The 18,942-nt window shown below is 44.8% G+C and carries 15 protein-coding genes and 1 riboswitch; of the genes, 7 read left to right on the top strand and 8 right to left on the bottom strand.

Annotated elements, in window-relative coordinates; all coding sequences use genetic code 11:
• Positions 1-191: 191 nt before the first annotated feature.
• The 3 genes from DP923_RS06020 to DP923_RS06010 all read right to left on the bottom strand — a co-directional run bounded on the left by DP923_RS06020 (position 192) and on the right by DP923_RS06010 (position 3,160).
• Positions 192-794: a class I SAM-dependent methyltransferase gene (locus DP923_RS06020; RefSeq protein ID WP_112304957.1), complete on the bottom strand. Its 603-nt coding sequence runs from the start codon at positions 792-794 to the stop codon at positions 192-194.
• A 138-nt stretch (positions 795-932) separates the two neighbouring features.
• Positions 933-1,607 (bottom strand): LytR/AlgR family response regulator transcription factor, encoded by a 675-nt coding sequence (locus DP923_RS06015; RefSeq protein WP_112304956.1) that lies wholly within the window; start codon positions 1,605-1,607, stop codon positions 933-935.
• Between the two features lie 35 nt (positions 1,608-1,642).
• Entirely contained in the window at positions 1,643-3,160 is a 1,518-nt protein-coding gene (locus DP923_RS06010; protein WP_112304955.1) for a sensor histidine kinase, read from the bottom strand.
• Positions 3,161-3,359: 199 nt separating this feature from the next.
• Here DP923_RS06010 and DP923_RS06005 point away from each other — a divergent pair, with 199 nt between their 5' ends.
• Positions 3,360-3,812: a DUF1569 domain-containing protein gene (locus DP923_RS06005; RefSeq protein WP_112304954.1), complete on the top strand. Its 453-nt coding sequence runs from the start codon at positions 3,360-3,362 to the stop codon at positions 3,810-3,812.
• An 84-nt stretch (positions 3,813-3,896) separates the two neighbouring features.
• Here the strand turns inward: DP923_RS06005 and DP923_RS06000 are convergent, their stop codons facing one another.
• The gene (locus DP923_RS06000; protein WP_112304953.1) at positions 3,897-6,362 is read right to left on the bottom strand and encodes an outer membrane beta-barrel protein; all 2,466 of its coding nucleotides are present in this window, start codon (positions 6,360-6,362) and stop codon (positions 3,897-3,899) included.
• A gap of 474 nt (positions 6,363-6,836) precedes the next feature.
• Between DP923_RS06000 and DP923_RS05995 the strand changes: the two genes are divergently transcribed.
• Entirely contained in the window at positions 6,837-7,460 is a 624-nt protein-coding gene (locus tag DP923_RS05995) for an MEDS domain-containing protein (RefSeq protein WP_112304952.1), read from the top strand.
• A gap of 99 nt (positions 7,461-7,559) precedes the next feature.
• On the opposite strand, the gene DP923_RS05990 is transcribed toward DP923_RS05995, so the two are convergent.
• On the bottom strand, positions 7,560-9,506 hold the full coding sequence (locus DP923_RS05990) for a PAS domain-containing sensor histidine kinase (protein ID WP_112304951.1): 1,947 nt from the start codon (positions 9,504-9,506) through the stop codon (positions 7,560-7,562).
• 622 nt (positions 9,507-10,128) lie between these two features.
• Here DP923_RS05990 and DP923_RS05985 point away from each other — a divergent pair.
• From DP923_RS05985 to DP923_RS05975, 3 genes are all read left to right on the top strand, one after another.
• Positions 10,129-10,515: a hypothetical protein gene (locus DP923_RS05985; protein WP_112304950.1), complete on the top strand. Its 387-nt coding sequence runs from the start codon at positions 10,129-10,131 to the stop codon at positions 10,513-10,515.
• Positions 10,516-10,609: 94 nt separating this feature from the next.
• Positions 10,610-11,254: a DsbA family oxidoreductase gene (locus tag DP923_RS05980; RefSeq protein WP_112304949.1), complete on the top strand. Its 645-nt coding sequence runs from the start codon at positions 10,610-10,612 to the stop codon at positions 11,252-11,254.
• A gap of 24 nt (positions 11,255-11,278) precedes the next feature.
• Positions 11,279-12,316 carry an LLM class flavin-dependent oxidoreductase gene (locus DP923_RS05975; protein ID WP_112304948.1) on the top strand — a complete coding sequence of 346 codons (1,038 nt, stop codon included), beginning with the start codon at positions 11,279-11,281 and terminating at the stop codon, positions 12,314-12,316.
• Positions 12,317-12,416: 100 nt separating this feature from the next.
• Here DP923_RS05975 and DP923_RS05970 read toward each other — a convergent pair whose 3' ends face one another.
• Entirely contained in the window at positions 12,417-12,809 is a 393-nt protein-coding gene (locus DP923_RS05970) for a response regulator (protein WP_112304947.1), read from the bottom strand.
• Positions 12,799-14,991 (bottom strand): PAS domain-containing sensor histidine kinase, encoded by a 2,193-nt coding sequence (locus DP923_RS05965; RefSeq protein ID WP_112304946.1) that lies wholly within the window; start codon positions 14,989-14,991, stop codon positions 12,799-12,801. The genes DP923_RS05970 and DP923_RS05965 overlap by 11 nt, the downstream gene beginning before the upstream one ends.
• A 500-nt stretch (positions 14,992-15,491) precedes the next feature.
• Between DP923_RS05965 and mscL the strand changes: the two genes are divergently transcribed.
• Entirely contained in the window at positions 15,492-15,923 is a 432-nt protein-coding gene (gene mscL / locus DP923_RS05960) for a large conductance mechanosensitive channel protein MscL (RefSeq protein ID WP_112304945.1), read from the top strand.
• 96 nt (positions 15,924-16,019) lie between these two features.
• On the opposite strand, the gene DP923_RS05955 is transcribed toward mscL, so the two are convergent.
• Positions 16,020-17,363 (bottom strand): Na+/H+ antiporter NhaC family protein, encoded by a 1,344-nt coding sequence (locus DP923_RS05955; protein WP_112305590.1) that lies wholly within the window; start codon positions 17,361-17,363, stop codon positions 16,020-16,022.
• A 251-nt stretch (positions 17,364-17,614) separates the two neighbouring features.
• Positions 17,615-17,718: riboswitch (SAM riboswitch) on the bottom strand.
• A gap of 125 nt (positions 17,719-17,843) precedes the next feature.
• Between DP923_RS05955 and DP923_RS05950 the strand changes: the two genes are divergently transcribed.
• Positions 17,844-18,890: an AI-2E family transporter gene (locus DP923_RS05950; protein WP_125047653.1), complete on the top strand. Its 1,047-nt coding sequence runs from the start codon at positions 17,844-17,846 to the stop codon at positions 18,888-18,890.
• Positions 18,891-18,942: the final 52 nt, after the last annotated feature.

Below are 18,942 nucleotides of genomic sequence, written 5' to 3'. Positions count from 1 at the left end.
ATAATTTAGATCGGTAGACAAATAGAAGCTGTTTAGCGTTTTCAATTATAGTAACTGGACCTGCCGTTGTTGGTGTTTTCACCGACAACAATACGTTAATACTTGCTGGTGAAAACACGCAGCAAGGGCCGCAGTAATTTATTTGTTTAAAACGCTGAACAGCCTCATAATATTAAAGCTATAGTTTCTGGTTATATTTTGCTAGTTATTTGAGCGATCAGGTAGACGTGGTTCTGCGGAAACTGATCAAACTCCAGGTGACGGGGCTGGCAGTTATTTTCTAGGATAACGCGCAGGTTTTGCGTGATGCCTATGCTGCTGTAATAAAAGGTATCGTTTAGCCACTCGCTTGTATGCTCTCCGGTAGCATCTCCAAACGTATAAATGAGAATTCCATCCGGTTGCAAAGCATTACACAACTTGGCTACTACAGCGGGTTGCTCTGCCAATGGCACATGAAAAATGCTGTCCCAGGCGATGATCAGGTTATACGTTCGGATTGGCTCCCAACTGCAAATATCCTGTACCATAAACGTAACTTCCGGGTGCTGTTCTAAAGCCAGTTCTATCATTTTTTTGGATACATCGAGGCCGGTTACTTCAAACCCTTCGCGCAGCAATTCGCTTGTAATTCTTCCGCCGCTTCCGCAGCCTACATCCAGTGCAACTCCTTTATTTTTACAATAGCTGATCGCCCGCCTAATCTGGGCCATACCATAATCAGAATCTTTGTGGTACGCCTGCCACCAGTCAGCAATTTTATCGTAGCTTTTACCGGTTTCCGCAGGCTTCATACTTCAGATTTTAATTTTGGAGATAAACAGGAAATCATACTTTATAATCATACGTTAAAGCGTCACTCAAAAGTATAATATAACAGAAAGCGGAAGTATAAAGTATACTTCCGCTTTCTGTTATGATCAAAATGTACATTATACCAACTGTAGTTGCTGCATAAATGAGGCGCCGACGGGTACTTCGTTTCCTTTGATGCAAAGCTGGTGGCGTTCAATTTTATCGATCTTATCTTTAGCCACAATGTAAGAGCGGTGCACGCGAATAAACTTATCGGCGGGGAGTTGCTCTGTTACTTCATTAATGGTCATGCGGGTGAGCAGTTTTTTATCTGTCAGTACGAAGGTGACGTAATTGCCGGCGGCCTCCATGTACAGCATTTCCTCGAAGTATACTTTCACCTGCTCATAACCGGTCTTCAGGAAAATGTAGTCTTTGGCAGGCGTTCCGTTTCCTCTTAACTGCAACAACTCCTGGGCTTTGTTACAGGCTTTTATAAAGCGCGGCAACGAAAACGGTTTCAGTAAATAGTCCACGGCATCCAGCTCGAAACTGGTAACGGCGTGCTCCGAGTAAGCCGTTGTAAAAATCACCATCGGCTTTTTCTGCAGGCTGGTCATAAACTCTAACCCCGAAATGTCCGGCATTTTTATATCCAGGAACAACAGATCGACCTGCTCCTGCTGCAGGTATTCCAGCGCTTTAAAGGCATCGGTAAAACAGGCAGCTAGCTCCAGAAAAGGCACTTTCCCGGCATGCGACCTTACTACTTCCAGGGCCATCGGTTCGTCGTCTATCGCTATTGCTTTCATACTTCAGGAGTTTATACTTTGCAGAGATTTATACTTTATAACTGCAATGTAAGGTGCACAAAAAATTCGTCGGGTGTTTCCCGGATAATCAGTTCCTGTTTAGCTGGGTAAAGCAGTTCCAGGCGCTGTTTTACGTTGCTGAGGCCGATGCCAGACCGGTCTTTCTCAGGGTCCTGGTCAGAGCGCGTGTGTTTGCTATTGTATACATCGAAGTACAGCTTATTTTCATCGCAATGCAAGGTGATTTTTATCCAGGATCTGTGCTGCAGGCTCACGCCGTGTTTAAACGCATTCTCTACAAACGGAATTAGCAGCATCGGGGCAATATATTTTTCGGTCAGCACCTCATCAATTTTGGTTTCGATGACGATGTTGGGAGACGAGGAAGTACGCAATAACTGCAGCTCGATGTAATTTTGCAGGTACTCAATTTCGCGCGACAACAAGATTTTTTGCTGATGGTTTTCGTGCAGCATAAACCGCATCATATCGCCCAGCATTTGTATACCTTGTGCGGTGCGTTCGCTGTTTTCCTGGAGGGCAGTTCCGTAGAGCGTGTTCAGGGCATTAAATAGAAAGTGCGGGTTTATCTGCGAGCGCAGAAAATCCAGGTTGGCATTTGAGCGGCCCAGTTCTTTTCTGAGTACGTAAACTTCCTCTTTCCCCTTTGCCTGCCGCTTATAAAGCGACCAAATTACTGGCGCCACTACCACTAACTGGAATACAGCGTTAAAAGCAGTAATACCGATCGCACTATCTTCATCGTAAAAAACCGGCAGCAACATCAATACAATAGGGAAAGAAGTCAGGGCCACCAGCAGCAGCACCTTCCACGCATACGACCGGCCCGGCCGCTTTGCCTGAAGCGCTTTCGGAATGAAAGTATAAAAAGAAAGACAGTATAAAAGTATAGCATATAGCGACAGCACGGCACAGAGTGCTGTAATTTCCTCTTCAGCATCAAGAGCCAGCAGCACGAAAACATTCACCATCGAAATAATAAAGGCTATCAAAACATCCTTGGTCAGGATATGATACTTTGTCTGGATAGCATCTGAATTCGAAAGCAGGTAAAGCCCGATGTATTTGATGGCAGAATAGAAACCGAACATCAGCAGCAGCCAGAAGGCCGTGTAAAAACTCCCCTGGAACAGATGATCATATACCTCCTGTTCACCGGAGAATCTTACAAACAGATAAGCCTGGGTGTATGTATTCAGAATCCCGATCACCAACCCTACCGCTACAAAAGTGAGCAGCGTTAAAAACACATTCAGCCATACTTTTTCTTTCCGGATGAGCCTGGGCATCACCTTGAAATTCATGAATAAAAAGGCCAGGTAGAGCAACGTATACCGTACCAACTGCGGCCAGAAATAATGCTCGAAGTAGTTAAACCGTACATTGGCTTCTCTAAAATCCGGCATGTTATGGCCGCTGCCGGTTGTGAGCGTAAACAGCACTAAAAAGTACAAACTGGTGGCTACCCATAGCTCTGCTTTGTTGCGCTGAAGTGGCTCGGCAAGAAAGCTTTTCATTGTTATCTGATTCATGGTTCAATGATAAGCGAAAGTGCTCCAGAAAAATAATAAATGTGACGAATCGCCTGAAAGATGTGATGAGCAAGCCGAGCAGAATAAAAACAAAGTATGATTTACTTGACCGGGCTTTTTTATACTTTCAGATAATGCAGTAATCAGGTTAATAGATTTTCTGTAGAACTCGTTATAAAAGTATAAAGCTGGCCTACCCATGAAAAATATATTTGACTCGGAAGTAACGGCGGAGCTGATCGGCCGCATCAACAGACTTACGCCTGCAACCAGGCCGTTGTGGGGAAAAATGAGCGTGTCGCAAATGCTGGCACACTGTTGCGTCAGTTATGAGCAGGTTTACGAAAACAAGTACCCGAAGCCCGGCTTCCTGAAAACGCTGTTGCTGCAACTGTTTGTAAAAAGAATGGTGGTAAACGAAACGCCTTACAAGCGCAACATCCCAACCACTCCTGATTTTAAAGTACAGGATAACCGCAATTTCGAAGCCGAAAAGCAACGCCTGATCACTTACATCCGGAAAACGCAGCAACTAGGCCGAAGCAGTTTCGAGAACAGGCCTTCGCACTCGTTTGGGCCGCTCACCAGCCAGGAATGGAACAACCTGTTCTACAAACACCTCGATCATCACCTCACCCAATTCGGTGTGTAGTTTAAAAGTATAGCTTTCGCCTTAAAAGCAAACTGCAGTACACTTATGTAAAGAATACTGCTGCCTGGCATATTTTAAACACAGTTAACCGCCAGTTCTGTTAAGTTCTTCCAGGCTGTTGTTGCGTTTGCGCTCTTCTACTTTCTGGCCTTTGTTAAACTTGTAGCGCAGGGTTAACCCTATACTTTGGCTCCTGAAATACTGGTCAAAATCGTTTACGTTCCCCTCTCCCACTTTTGCAGCAATCTTCAGGCGTTGTGTTTTAAAAATATCGTTTACATTTAAGCTAACATCAATTTTATCATCCAGGAAGCTTTTTTTGATTGCAGCATTTATCCACCAGCGCGGTTCTACTTTATACAAAGCATGTACACCCGGCCCCTGGTAAGTACCGTTCAGCTCCATCTTAAAATTGTGCGGCAGTGCAAGATTATGGTTTGATTGCAGCATGTAAAAAACCTGGTCGTTGATTATTTGCTCTCCGTTTACAATAGCGCTGTATTCGTTGTAAGCTACCAGGAAGGTGTTATTGCTGTCCCAGTTTTCTAAAATGCGAAAAGGCAAAATAGCTGTCAGGCTCAGATTTTTATAATCATCCACATTGCCGATGGTATAAATAGTGGTGGAGGTTTCTGGTATGATAGTAGGCAACTCTACGATCACGTCCTGTACAAGCTGGTAATTCAGGATGAGGTTATAGGTCTTTTTAAAAACCTGCGTAACGCCAATGGAGTGGGTATATTGCGGGCGCAAACCCGGGTTACCTTGCCAGTACGTGTACGGGTCGCGGTAAGACAGAAAAGGATTCAACTGGCCATAATTCGGGCGTTGTATTCTGCGGCTGTAATTATAATTGATTTCGTAATTATCGCTGATCTTCTGCTGCACAAATATGCTCGGAAACAGATTCAGGTAGCTCCTGTCAGATTTTTCAAACGTGGTACGCAACTCCCCTTCTGATACCGTTTGCTCTGCCCGTAAGCCAGCCTGCAGCGTTACCTCTTTTGCCAGTTTGCTATTCCAGTTTACATAGGCGGCGTAAATATTTTCATTGTATATAAAATGGTTCGTGCGTTTACTATCCAGCACCGGTACCTCGCCATTATTAAAATAAAACCTTGAATCGTTGTCTGAAGTAACCTGGCTGGCTTTGGCTCCCAGCTCTAATTTTCGGTCTCCTGATAAAGGCTTCACAAAATCGATGTTGGCAGCATAAATATCGAAACCGCCCGGAGTACTTGTGTATAGAAAATCCTGCACGACCGGCTTGCCCATAGCCAACGAATCGTAATAGTTGTAAAAATCGCCTTCGCCTTTGTTTTTGATTTTTACAAAATCCAGCCCCGCTGTAAGCTGTGTACCCATTGTATCATACTTTGCCGTGTAATGCAGGTTGGATGTAAAATTAGTGAAGCGGTTTGTATTATAGTTTTTAGCATCAATAAACAAGGCTGGGTTTGCGGGAGAATTCCCAATGTAAGTTTCGGTCAGGAAATCGCTGTATAAATTATTTGTATTAAAGTAAGCCATAAACCCGACGCTGTGTTTGTCGCTTATCATGTAATCTGTTCCGAGGCGTACGGAGGGCGGCCCTTCTACTTCATAATTCCCTGTAGCAACCTGGTCGAAATATGTGGTTTCTTCGGCTCCTTTAAAAATGCGGGTAAAGGTGGCTTCCCGGCCACCTGTGCGTCGTGCCACATCCACGTTCAGAAACGAATTCCAGCTACCGGTTTTGTAATTTATACTTCCTGAGGAGTTGTAACCATACTGTTTTCCATTGTAAGTGCTGCCTATACTTACATTTCCGTTTACACCAAAAAGCGTGTTCTTTTTAAGGTTGATGTTAAGAATGCCCGACGAGCCTTCAGCATCATACTTGGCGGAAGGATTTGTGATGATTTCGATGTTCTTTATATTTTCTGCCGACATTGCCTCCAGCATAGAACGCAGGTCGCGGGCAGACAGGTAAGTTAATTTGCCATCTAACATCACCGTTGCGCCCGGCCGGCCGTTCAGCTGAATATTTCCTTCCTGATCCACAAAAACACCGGGGGCGGTTGCCAGCACATCATAAGCTGTTTTACCGGCTGCCAGGGCAGTGCCTTCTATGCTTACCACCATTTTGTCTGCTTCCTGTGTTATGGTTGGTCTGAGCGCCACCACTTTTGCTTCGTTTAGCTGGGTAGCTGTTCCCCTGAAACGGATGGTTGCAAGCGTTGCTTCCGGCTTTTGGGGCGTAATGGCTACCTGTTTGATGATTTTGCTTTGGTACCCGATAAAGCTGATGGCTACATCGTAGGAGCCGGGGTTTAGGCCATTGAAAGTAAACTTGCCGCCGCTATCGGTTAGTTTTACATCAATGGATTGTGTTGTACCGCCAGGCAGCAAGGCTATCGTAGCAAACTCAACAGGTTTTCCTGAAACCGAATCAACTAAAACACCCGAAATTTTTCCTGCCCCAACAGGATTTTGCTGCCCTGCAACAGGTAAAGAGAAGGTAAAGTAAAGGCACAGGTATGCCAGCGAAAAAAGTAGCCATTTTTTCATAGTATGGAAATAAGAAACGATTGTTAATTGCTAATGCCAGCGTAATGTCCTAAAGACACATAAACTTTAGAGGCGTTGCATGAACGCCCGGATTTTAGCTGAATTCTTTTAGAAAGTATAAAATCCTTCTTTTACAGCTGCGTATAATCGGTACCTAAAAGCTGATTTTTTTTCCGGAAGCAGGTAACTTATACAAAAGGCCATTTAACCGGCAAAAACCATATTTCTGCAAACGTTTGGATGAATTACAGGAGATTTAATATGACCCTTAAGTAAGTTTTCAGTAGAAATAATTTTAGCGCAACAACCAATCTGATTTCACTGCGTAGATAACTAATTGTGTATAAGCTTAATATATCAAAACATACTTATAGTAAATCTAAAGTATAGTTTTAACATTATATTATTTTTTTAGATTTTTTACAGCTTGGTTTTATTACGATTTAAGCTGAAATTTTAGTGGATGTGGGTACGATGACTTTAACTAATACTGCCTGGCAGAATTGTAACTCAGAAATTTTCTGGCGCGACAAGACAACATGCTCACATGTTGTGCAGGTTTACGAAGACGATGATGCTCTTTTAAATTTATTGGAAGGTTTTGTGGCGGGAGGCTTTTCTGCAAACGAAAATGTTGTTTTAATTGCTACCAAAGCACATATAGCAGCCCTCGAACTTCGTTTACGCCTCAGCGGTATAAATTTAGATGCCCTCCAGAACAACAAACAATACTTACCCTTAGATGTACACGAAGTGCTGGCCATGTTTATGGTAGAGGGGTGCCCGGATTATAGCTTATTTATGGATACGCTGACAGGCCTATTCAGCAGCCTGCATGGGAATAAGCGACCTGTACGGGCTTATGGAGAGATGGTGGCGGTGCTGTTAGAGGAAAACAATAGTGGCGCAACCGTGATGCTGGAGCATTTCTGGAATTCGTTAGCCGAAAAGCTTTCATTTTCGCTATTCTGCGCCTATGCCAGTTCACAGTTTTCAGAAGATAACGCCCATACGCTCTCTAATATCTGCAAAGCACACAGTGCAATTATTACCAACTCAGGAAGCTCAAATACAGAACTAGCCTTTCAGCAAGTATAAATCCGGTTCGTATTTATCTTCCGGAAAATCCTTTATAAGCCCTAAGCTTTATCATATAACAGAAAAGGTTACCACTCAATTTGGTAACCTTTTTTGTTTTTAAGCCTGGTAGAAGTTCTGTTTAATATATACCTCAAAGGTAGAGCCCTTCCCCTGCTTGCTCGTTACTTTAATCTTATCTCCGGAGTTATCCAGAATCTTTTTAACCAGGTATAAGCCTATGCCCGAACCTTCTACATGGTCGTGGGCGCGTTTAAAGAGCGAAAATATCTTCCCGACCTGCGACTCCGAAATCCCCAGCCCATTATCAGCCACAGACAACACATATTCTTTTGTTTCGGAAATGTAAGCGTTTATTCTGATGACTGGTTTTTCGGCAGGGTCAACGTACTTGATGGCATTGGATATAAGGTTATATAAAATACTGCGCAGGTTTTTGTGAGAGTAAAGGATGGTATCAAACCCGATTTCTTCGAACACGATCTCAGCTCCGCTTTTCTTGATCAGATCATGCAGGCTTTCCTTTATTTCCGCTATCAGCTCAGGAACACAGATTTTGTCCTGCTGCACTTCCTGGCTTTGCAGTTTGGCAATATCGCCCAGGTCAGCAATTACTTTCTTAAAAGAGTTGATGGCATGATGCATCATGGTAAGTAACTGCTCGTGCTTCTCAGCTTCCGTTCCCATATCTTCTTCCAATGCAATGATCAGCCCTTCCAGGTTAATAATCGGCAATTTAAGATCGTGGGAGGCAGCGTAAACAAAGTTATCGAGTTCGTTATTGATTTTCAGCAGCTCACTGTTTTTCAGCATCAACTCTTCGTTGCGCCGGCGTTCCGTTAAATCGCGTGTAATTTTTGTAAACCCGATCAGGCGGTTCTGGGCACTATAGATTGGCGTAATAATTACGTTCGCCCAAAAAGCGGAGCCGTCTTTACGCAGGCGCCAGCCTTCGTCTTCAAAATGGCCATCGAGCTGCGCACGTTTGAGTTCGTACTGCGGAAAACCGCTTTCGATAGCTTCGCGGGGATAAAAGGTCGAAAAACTTTTCCCGATGATCTCTTCCGCTGTATAGCCCTTGATGTATTCGGCGCCTGTATTCCAACTCATCACGACCCCTTCCGGGCTAAGCATCAGAATAGCGTAATCCTTCACACTGTTTATCAGCAGGCGGCTTCTTTCCACACTTTCTTTCAGCTCTTCGTTTGTTTGGTAGAGTTGCTGTTCCAGCCTTTTTTTCTCGGTAAGATCGCGGGTTATTTTAGAAAAGCCGATTATTTCGCCTTCGGTATTCCGGAGGGCTGTTAAAATAGTATTTGCCCAGAACACAGAACCATCTTTGCGGTAGCGCCACCCTTCGTCCTCAAACCTGCCAACGAGCCTGGCCTGTTGCAACTCATACTCCGGGAAGCCGCTTTCGACAGCTTCTTTGTTATAAAACTTGGAAAAAAACTTGCCGATGATCTCACTTGCCTCGTATCCTTTCATGCGCTTGGCGCCCTGGTTCCAGGAAGCAACATTGCCGGCAGCATCCAGCATAAAAATGGCGTAATCAGTTACCCCATCTATCAGCAACCGGAATCTTTCTTCGCTTTCTTTCAGGCCTTCGTAGGCTTTAAACAAGTCATCTTCGGCCTTTTTTCGTTCGGATAGGTTTCGTGTGATCTTAGAAAAACCGATCAGATCCTTATCTGCATTGTAAACGGGCGTAATGATAACATTTGCCCAAAATAAAGAACCGTCTTTCCGGACCCGCCAGCCTTCTTCTTCAAATTTACCGTTGCGGACAGCATCTTTCAGTTCCTGGGCAGGAAGTTTTTTTGCTTTGGCATCTTCGGTATAAAAGATAGAAAAGTGTTTGCCTACTATTTCCGACTTTTCATACTTCTTGATCTTCCTGGCGCCCGTATTCCAGGTAACAATGTGGCCTTTGGTATCTAATAAGAAGATGGCATAATCCGTTATACTTTCTACTAATAAACGGTAATAGCCGTCATTCAAATTTTCAGGATGTAGTGTCGAAACAATCTCTGATTCCGGATTCATAGTAAAAGTTAAAACACGTGCTAGTACGTTTGCGACACATGTTAGTTAGGCGTAAAATTTTAAAACCAGTATCCTATCTTATGAAAGCTTAAATATTACGATCTTAAATATAGGCACATAAAAACGAGGAAGGCAAACGAAAATAAAAAAGATGAAAACTTCTGTGATTTATGTAAATAATATTTCAGGCAGGAGCACTCATAAATAATCACAAAGTATAAATTACTCGGATTTATACTTATTCTTACATCCAATTAACAATTTATACTTAATATAGCCAGCTAATTTGTACTTGAAACATTTTTACAAGTAAGCATAAACACTAAACTATAAAATTAATACAAATCCTACTTACCTGATCCGGCAAAACAAACTTTGAAATCCGCACTTATTTTTTGCTTCTTATCTCCTGCACTTTTAAACAAAGTGCCCTTTTAATTGTAAAGATAGATTTGATAAAAAAATTCTTTTACAGCCATTTTATACGAGTGGCAGACTTTAAAGAATGTTATGGGAAACCTGTAAGTGATAAATACAGGCCGTTCCCTGTTAAAAAGGAAACAATTCGCAATATTTGTTGTTACAATAGTTAAGTAACGTTTGGTCACCTAAAAAAATAACCATGAAGATTCTTTCAACTTTTATACTTTCTGCCTCTACTTTACTTCTTATAAGCTGCTCAGATAAAGCAGATAGTACACAAAGCAGTGGTATAACAGGTGCCCCGGTTAATTTCTCTTCGCCAGGTAGTGCACAGCCTGCCGCTAATGCTGCTCCAGGTGCTGTAAACCCTGCGCACGGAGCTCCCGGCCATAACTGTGCTATTCCGGTGGGTGCGCCGTTAAATGCACCTGCAGGCACACAGGCAACGCAACCGGCAGTACAAACAGAACCAGCCCCGCAACTAACGCCTCAAACCCAAGGCATCGCGTCGCCAGCCGTTAACCCGGCCCACGGCGCCCCCGGCCACGATTGTGCTATTCCGGTGGGTGCTCCACTTTCCAAGTAATCAGTTTGCCTCTATTTAACAGAGGCAGATTTTTTTATAATAAATGTTTAAACACTGATATAGAGCTAGTGTTCCCTTAATTTAACTTTCTCCTATGAAAATAGATATCTGGTCAGACATTATGTGCCCGTTCTGCTACATCGGCAAGCGGAAATTTGAAATGGCCTTAGAGCAATTTGCTCATAAAAACGAGGTGCAGGTGGAATGGCACAGTTACCAGTTGCAACCTGATCTGCAGCATGAACCAGGCAAAGACACCTATACTTCCCTGTCAGAATCGAAAGGTATCAGCAAGCAACGGGCAAAGGAAATGATCGGACATGTAACGGAGATGGCAAAAGCCGAAGGGTTGGTTTATAATTTTGATAACGTACAACCTGCCAATACATTCGATGCCCACCGCCTGACCCATTTGGCTGCCAGCCATGGTGTACAGAACGAAGCGGAAGAGCAACTTTTTATAGCGCATTTTACGGAGGGCAAAAATATCCAGGACCATGAAACTCTTGTTGAAATTGGAGTAAAAGCAGGTTTGGAGGCACAGGATATCCGTACCATGTTAGCTTCCGATACCTATACGTACGAGGTAAAACTGGATATTCAGGATGCCGGTAATATGGGTGTAAGCGGCGTCCCATTCTTCGTGATCGATCGTAAATATGGCATTTCGGGCGCTCAGCCTACCGAGTTGTTCTTAAATGCCTTACAACAAGCCTGGCAGGAACAGGAAGTTAAATAAATCAGGATCTTAACCCCTCAGCAAATGAGCAAAGATAACATAACACTCTCCGGCACAAAACTATCCATACTCGACCTGGTTCCTGTACTGGATGGCAAGACGGCGGCAGATTCGTTTAAAAACAGCGTGGACCTGGCGCAACATGCCGAAAAATGGGGCTACACGCGTTACTGGCTCGCCGAGCATCATAACATTGCAGGCATCGCCAGTTCTGCTACCTCTCTTTTAATAGGGCATATCGCAGGCCATACTTCTACCATACGGGTGGGCTCCGGCGGCATTATGTTACCAAACCATGCACCACTTGTTATAGCCGAACAGTTCGGCACTCTCGAAACATTGTATCCCGGCAGAATTGACCTGGGCCTAGGCCGCGCACCGGGTACAGACCAGGGAACAGCCATGGCGCTTCGCCGCGACCTGCGGGGCAGCGTAGAGGATTTTCCGCAGAACGTAACCGAACTGCAGTCTTACCTGGCCCCAGCCACTCCGGGGGCGCGGGTGCGGGCAATTCCGGGGGAAGGCACGCAGGTACCGGTCTGGCTTTTGGGCTCGAGCACTTATGGCGCACAACTGGCTGGTATACTTGGTTTGCCGTATGCGTTTGCCAGCCATTTTGCACCGGCCGCCCTGCACCATGCCCTGAAAGTATACCGCGAGAGCTTCCGGCCTTCTGATACTTTAAAAGAGCCCTATGCCGTAGCCTGTGTGAATGTAGTGGCTGCCGATACCGATGAAGAAGCAAATAAACTGGCTACTACGTTGTATATGTCTTTTCTTAATGTGATACGCGGAACGGGCAAACCGGCACAGCCTCCCGTAGAAAGTATGGAAGGCCTCTGGGATGCATCTGAAAAGTATAACGTGTACCAGATGCTGCGCTATTCTTTTGTGGGTAGCCGCAAAACGGTACAGGACGAGCTACAGGCATTTGTTGAAGAAACGCAGGTAAATGAGATTATGGTGGCTTCCGGCATTTACGATCATGCGGCCAGGCTGCACTCGTATAAACTTCTTTCCGAGTTATTCGAAACCCAACCTGCGCAGGCAGTACAGGCTTAAGCAGAAGTTTACATTACAAAGTATAAACCCAGGTATAAAGATTTTTATACCTGGGTTTATACTTTGTAATCCTTATAAAAAAGCAGAAGGCGTATTTAACTTATTTCCGGGCTATCAGTTCCAGCACCATTTCCAGTTTTTCCATCGAAAAGGGCTTTTGGATCAGGTCTACAACCTGGCCTGTTTCGTAAACCTGCTGTTTATCCTGCTCGCTTACCGATGAGGTTAATACAAATACAGCGCCTTTATCTTCCAGCGGGAGTGTTTTAACAGCATCCAGAAATCCGAAACCGCTCATAACCGGCATGTTCAGGTCCAACAGAATCAAGTCCGGTACTGTATCCGTTATCATTGAGTTTTGTAAGCTTTCCAGCGCCTGTATGGCATTATCAAAACAAATACATTGCATATGCGGCGCATACAGCTCAAATACCATACTGGTCAGGTAAAGCGATACCTCATCATCATCAATTATATAGACACTATTTTGCATTACCCTTCAGTTTGATCTTAAATGTTGTTCCGATAGCCGGCTCAGATTTTACCTTAATGCTGCCTCCGAGTGCATTCACGTACGTTTTAACCAGGAACAGGCCAATGCCGCGCCCTTCATATGCTTTATGGAATTTCATGTACAGCTTAAATATATCATTTTCTACTGCGTGTACATCCATCCCGATGCCATTATCTTTTACCAGTATGGTTACCCCGTTCTTCTGTCTTTTCATGCGTATCTCTAGCTTCAGAACTTCGTTGGGTTTCCGGAATTTGATGGCATTGGATAACAGGTTCCGGAAAATCTCATACATATAAGCGCGGTTAGACCATACTTCTATCTTTTCATCCAGGTCGGCGCTGATGGTGTGCGGTATATAATATAATTTTTCCTGCAGACTTTCGAGTACCTCCTCACAAACCTGGGTAATGTTTACATAATCGCGGTTCTGGGCATAGCTGTTGTCCCGGATAGTAAGGATATGGTTCATATCGCGTATTACCTGGTCCAAAGTAGCAACTGATTGATTTAATTTCCGGAGCGTTTCATCGAACATGCGTGCGTGCTTATCCATCACCAGCAGGATCTCTGTCAGGCCAAGTACGTTGGCGGCCGGGGCCCTTAAGTTATGCGATACCATGTAACTGAATTGCTGCAGATCGTGGTTCTGCTGAAACAAGTCCTGGGTTACGTGTACCAGTTCAGCTTCTTTTATTTTCTTTTCTGTGATATCGGTCCGAATGGCTATGAACTTTACCATCCTGCCCAGGTTATTATGCACCGGGGTAATCTCCAGGTTAAACCATACTTTCTCTCCTGATTTTTTGTAGTTCAGGATTTCTCCCCTGAACGGTTTGCCCCGGCTTATCTGCTTTTGTATTTTAGTTAATGTTCTGGCCTGGGTTTCGGGGCCCGTCAGCAAATCCCAGGGGTATTTATGTAAGCAATCTTCTAGGGAAAACTGTGTTAATTTCTCAAAGGCCTCATTTACCCATTCTATCTGTAGTTCACTATTCATCAGCATCACACAGGTAGTTGTTTTACTGGCTACCAAAGAGAGCTTCTCCAGCTTATCCAGTTCTCTTTTCTTTTCTGTGATATCGACAAAATGCACACCTACCCCTTTGCCAGTCGGAAAAATATGGTAGGAAATGGTCGCATCTTTGTCTTCAGAATATTGCTCATCAAAGTTGGCAGGCAAACCGGTTTTTATGACCTTGAGGCAATTATGATGAAATTTTGAACCCAGTGTGTTAGGGAACAGCTCCCAGATCGAGTGGCCCAGTAATTCTTCCCGGGTTAATTTGGTGTAAGCCGTAAAAAATGAATTTACATAAGTGAAACGCCAGTTGGTATCCAGGGCATAAAATGACTCCGGGATGCGCTCCATGATGCTGTTGAGTTGCTCACTGCGCTCTTTCAGGAACGTATCATACTTGCGCAACAGCGTTATATCGTTGGCAATGCATTGTATACTTTCGATATGGCCTTCCAGTAAAACCGGCACAATGGCAATGTTCAGATCTACCAGCTCGCCTGTCGGTTTTAAGACGGCTATTTCGATGTGCTGCGCAATACCGCCCAATGCGTTCAGGAAAGCATCCATCGCCACCGGCAAATAATCGTTATGCACAAATTTTCGGAAATGCGATCCCAGAATCTCCTCTTCGGTGTACCCTGTAATGGAAGGCATGCGTTTGTTTATCTTGCGCATAAATCCTTCCCTGTCCAGTTCAAAAACGGCATCGGGGTGGTTATAGAAAAGCGATTCGTAATGGGCCTGGCTCTTTTTTTTGCGCTGCTCCTCTTCTACACGTTCTGTTACATCGCGGGTATTGGTAACGTAGCCTTGTATGGCAGCATCCTTTACCATATTGGTAAGCGTGGTTTCTACCCAACGCCAATTGCCTTGTTTGTTAGTAAACCTGAAAATCGGAATAACAAGCACCTTTGTGCTGGCAGCTTTCTGCAGAAATGTGCGGGCGTTTTCTTTGTCTTCAGGGTGAATAAAATCAAATGCGCTCTTGCCTACCAACTCGTCCGGGGTAAAGCCAAGAATGTGCTTTACAGAGCCACCTACAAACTGATAATTTCCCTGTGCATCAATAATAGACAGCAGATCGGTACTGTTTTCGAGTAACGCCAGAAAGAAATTACGGGTTTGTTCTGAGCTGTCCATAAGATTTTATAACTAAGCAGGCGTTGCTTTCTATTTCTTTCAGCCGTACTCTTCTTACAATAAATGCAAGGCATCTTCTACAAACTATTCTTCAAACGGCCATCTGCCTTAAATATAAACGATTTTAACAATCTGACAAGCTAGCCCGGCTGTATTTACCCAACATTTAGCTTATTCTTTTCAACTTAAAAAGAGGCAAGAGGTTTCGCTTTGCAGATTTATACTTTATAAATATTTGATAAAACTTTTTTTTTGCTAAATTATTCCCATATAATCAGGCAGTGCACGCAGCTGCATCGGTTACAGTATTACGGTACATTACCCGGACTACATAGTAACTGCAAGTAGTTGTACTTAGGAAAGGTTTTCAGCCTAACAGGGCAGGCATTGCCAATTACTTATTCAGGTACAAAATGGATTTGCGGCTTATTTGCTCCTGCTTCCGGCAACGAACCAGGTTTATTTACCCGTTCTATTTATAAACCCTACTCTAATTTATTATGCTAAAAGAATTTAAAGAGTTTGCCATGCGCGGCAACGTTATGGACCTGGCCATTGGTATCATTATCGGGGCGGCCTTCAGCGGAATTGTAACTTCTGTTGTGAACGACCTGGTTATGCCCCTGGTTGGCAGCGTAATTGGCAATGTTGATTTTTCAAACCTCTATATCCCCCTTTCAGCTGAAGTGCCTACCGGTTTGGCTCTGGAAGAAGCCCGTAAGCTGGGTGCCGTTTTTGCCTGGGGTAACTTTGTAACGGTTCTGATCAACTTTATACTTTTAGCTTTTATTATTTTCATGATCATCAAAGCGATGAACAAACTGATGCGCAAAAAAGCGGCTGCCCCCGCTGCACCGCCAGCCCCAACCAAAGAAGAAGTACTGTTAACCGAAATTCGTGACGCGCTGCGCCAGCAAGTGGGCCCAAGGTAATTTTATACTTTATTTATACTTTAAAAGTGAACGGCGCTGCGCTAGCCACAAGCAGCGCCGTTCACTTTTAGTTTTTATACTTCCAGCAAGTATAGTTTAGCCCGCAGTTTTTACGGGCTGCAAAGCCTGCGGTTCTCGAAGTAAGATCCGGTCTACGAGCGGCGTAAAAATGGCCACCAGGGCACAGAAAAGCAGCAGGTAAAGATACCAGGCATAAGGCAGTACTTCCACAAACGAAACCTTCCCTCCGGCAAAATTCAGCATGATCAGCATCTGGGCGCCATAGGGCAGCAAACCTTGTACAATACAGGCAAAAATATCGATCAGGGCTGCAATTTTCTGTTTTTGGACCTGATACCGGTGGCCGATCTCTTTGGCGACAGGCCCTGTAACCACAATAGATACGGTGTTGTTGGCGATGGCCGCATTTACACTGGCCACCAGCAGGCCAATACCCAGTTGCGAAGACTTATACCCGTGTATCAGGCGGTTGGCTTTGTTCAGTAAAAACTGGATGCCACCGGCTTCGCGCACCATTTCAGCCAGGCCGCCTGTCAGCATCGAAAGCAGGAAAATCTCGGTCATGCTGGTAAAGCCTTCGTATACTTTTTTGCTGAACAGCAGCAGGTCCAGTTCGCCGCTGGCCAGGCCAACCGCTCCCGAAGCCAGTATACCCAGCACCAGCACGGCAAACACATTAACTCCGTAAATCGCTAAAAACAAAACCAGCAGATAAGGCGCAATCTTAAGCAGGCTAATGTCCTGCGCTGCTGGCAGCACATCCAGCACCGGTGCACTTTGCAGGCCTGTAAAAAGCAGCAGGGCAATGGTTAGCAACGCCGCCGGACCCGCAATCAGGATATTTACTTTGAACTTGTCTTTCATCTGGCAATCCTGGGTTTGCGTGGCGGCAATGGTAGTATCCGAAATAATGGAAAGATTATCGCCAAACATTGCACCGCCCAGCAGCGCGCCTAATAGTAAAGGCAGCGGCAAACCACTTTGCGTAGCCAGCCCCACCACAATAGGACCCAGCGCCACGATTGCCCCTACTGACGTACCCGTAGCCGTAGAAAGAAACGAGGCCAATATAAAAACGCCCAGCGCCAGGTACTGCACCGGTATATAAAGAAGACCCAGGTTTACGGTAGCCTCTACCCCACCAATGGCCCCTGACACAACGGCAAAAGCCCCGGCCAGCAAGTAAATAATGCACATCGTAATGATCTGCGAATCGCCGCAACCACGCACCAATGCCTCTACTTTAGCGTTTATACTTCCTTTTAAAAGTATAAACGCCGCTATAATGCCACACACTACCGCGACCGGCGAAGGCAACGCATAAAAATCATCGAGTACAATGCCCGCACCCAGAAATAACAACACAAAAACTGCAAAAGGAACCAGGGCAAAACCGCCCGTTTTTTTGATATGATCCATAAAAGTTGAATTGAGACAGGCCGGTTTCTGGCAGGCAGGTAACCGCAAAAGCAGCCACCCGACGCTTGAAAGCCTCGTATGAAGTATAAATTGAAAAATAAAAGGATGAGAGGAGCCCGGCGAAACCGGGAATTAAAGCAACAGATTAGCTACAGCAGCAACAGCGCATACAGGCAACAGGAGTTGCTGCCGGGTATGAAAACGGAAATAAATGGAAAGCCGAGAAGGGTTGTGCTGCGTACATGTGTGATCGTTTATATGTCCCAAAAATGGGCAGGAGTTAGCACCTTTTCAATCTGATTGCTGGTTGCTAGAGGTTCGCGGAGCCTGCTCTCTTCCCTCTTCTTTATAAATCTTGATAAAGATGCCACAAAGGTAAGGCTGGCGGGCGGAGGATTGCAAATTTTAAAACTAAAAATAGTTTTACAGCGGGTTTTAGTATAAACATCCCGATCGGTTTTGCGTTTAGGCACTTCAGGTATGCATACAAGAAACATCAACCACGCCCAACTAAACAAAAGCCTGCTTACCATTTCGCTGCTGGGCTTGCTGCTATACTTTGGTAAATCCTTTCTGGTCCCTGTAGCCATAGCCGCTTTTTTTGCCATGCTGCTCTACCCGCTGGTACACCGGCTGCAACGCAGAAAAGTTAAAAAGCCTTTGGCCGCTTTTCTCTCTATTTTGCTTTTGCTTGCCGTACTGGTGGCGCTGGGAACGGTGGTATATTACCAGCTCCGCAGCCTGGATGCCGACCTGCCCCGACTGGAATTGAAAGTAACAGAGAAAAGCAGGCGCATACAGGACTTCCTGTACCAGGCCACCGACCTTTCGGCGAACGAACAGGACCAGATAATTGAAGAAAAGAAGCCTGATATAGCCAAAGCAGTTTTTAAAAGTATAAAACAGCTGCTGGTGCAGGGGCTTTCGGTTTTGTTATTCCTGTTCATTGTGCTTTCTTACACCTTCTTTTTCCTGCTCTATCAGCACAAGCTTCATACTTTTTTTGTGCGCGTGCGCTGGTTTCAAAGTCAGCGCGCATCCAGAGTAATGATGACCCGTATCTCCCGCATTGTGCACGATTACCTGAAGGGGACGTTTCTGGTGATTATGCTACTTTCAGTTATTTATGCACTGGGCTTCCGGGCTATCGGGATCGAGCATGCCATCCTTTTTGCGTTGGTTACGGCTTTGCTACGGCTTGTTCCTTATTTCGGCTCATTTCTGGGAATCGTTTTCCCGATTGTGTTTGCACTGCTCACCAAGGATTCGTTTTGGTACCCCGTGCTGGTGCTGCTTTTTTTTATGGCAACGCAACTGCTGGAAGCCAATTTACTGACACCCTATATTACCGGATCTAAAGTAAAACTGAATCCGCTGGCTACCATCATGGCTATTTTACTTGGCAACCTGGTATGGGGCGTACCCGGCATGATTCTGTTCCTGCCCCTGTTTGCTATCCTGAAAGTTATATTTGATCAGATCCCGCAGCTGGAACCTTATGGTTATTTACTCGGAAAAGAAGAATAAGCAGAACACCAGATTAGGAGCAGCAGCAAAGTACACTAAAGGCAGTAAAAAC

It is taken from the genome of Pontibacter arcticus, from assembly GCF_003284895.1.
GTDB lineage: Bacteria > Bacteroidota > Bacteroidia > Cytophagales > Hymenobacteraceae > Pontibacter > Pontibacter arcticus.
The sequence above is the reverse complement of the archived record's forward strand: the minus strand, read 5'-3'. Positions and strand labels throughout refer to the sequence as shown.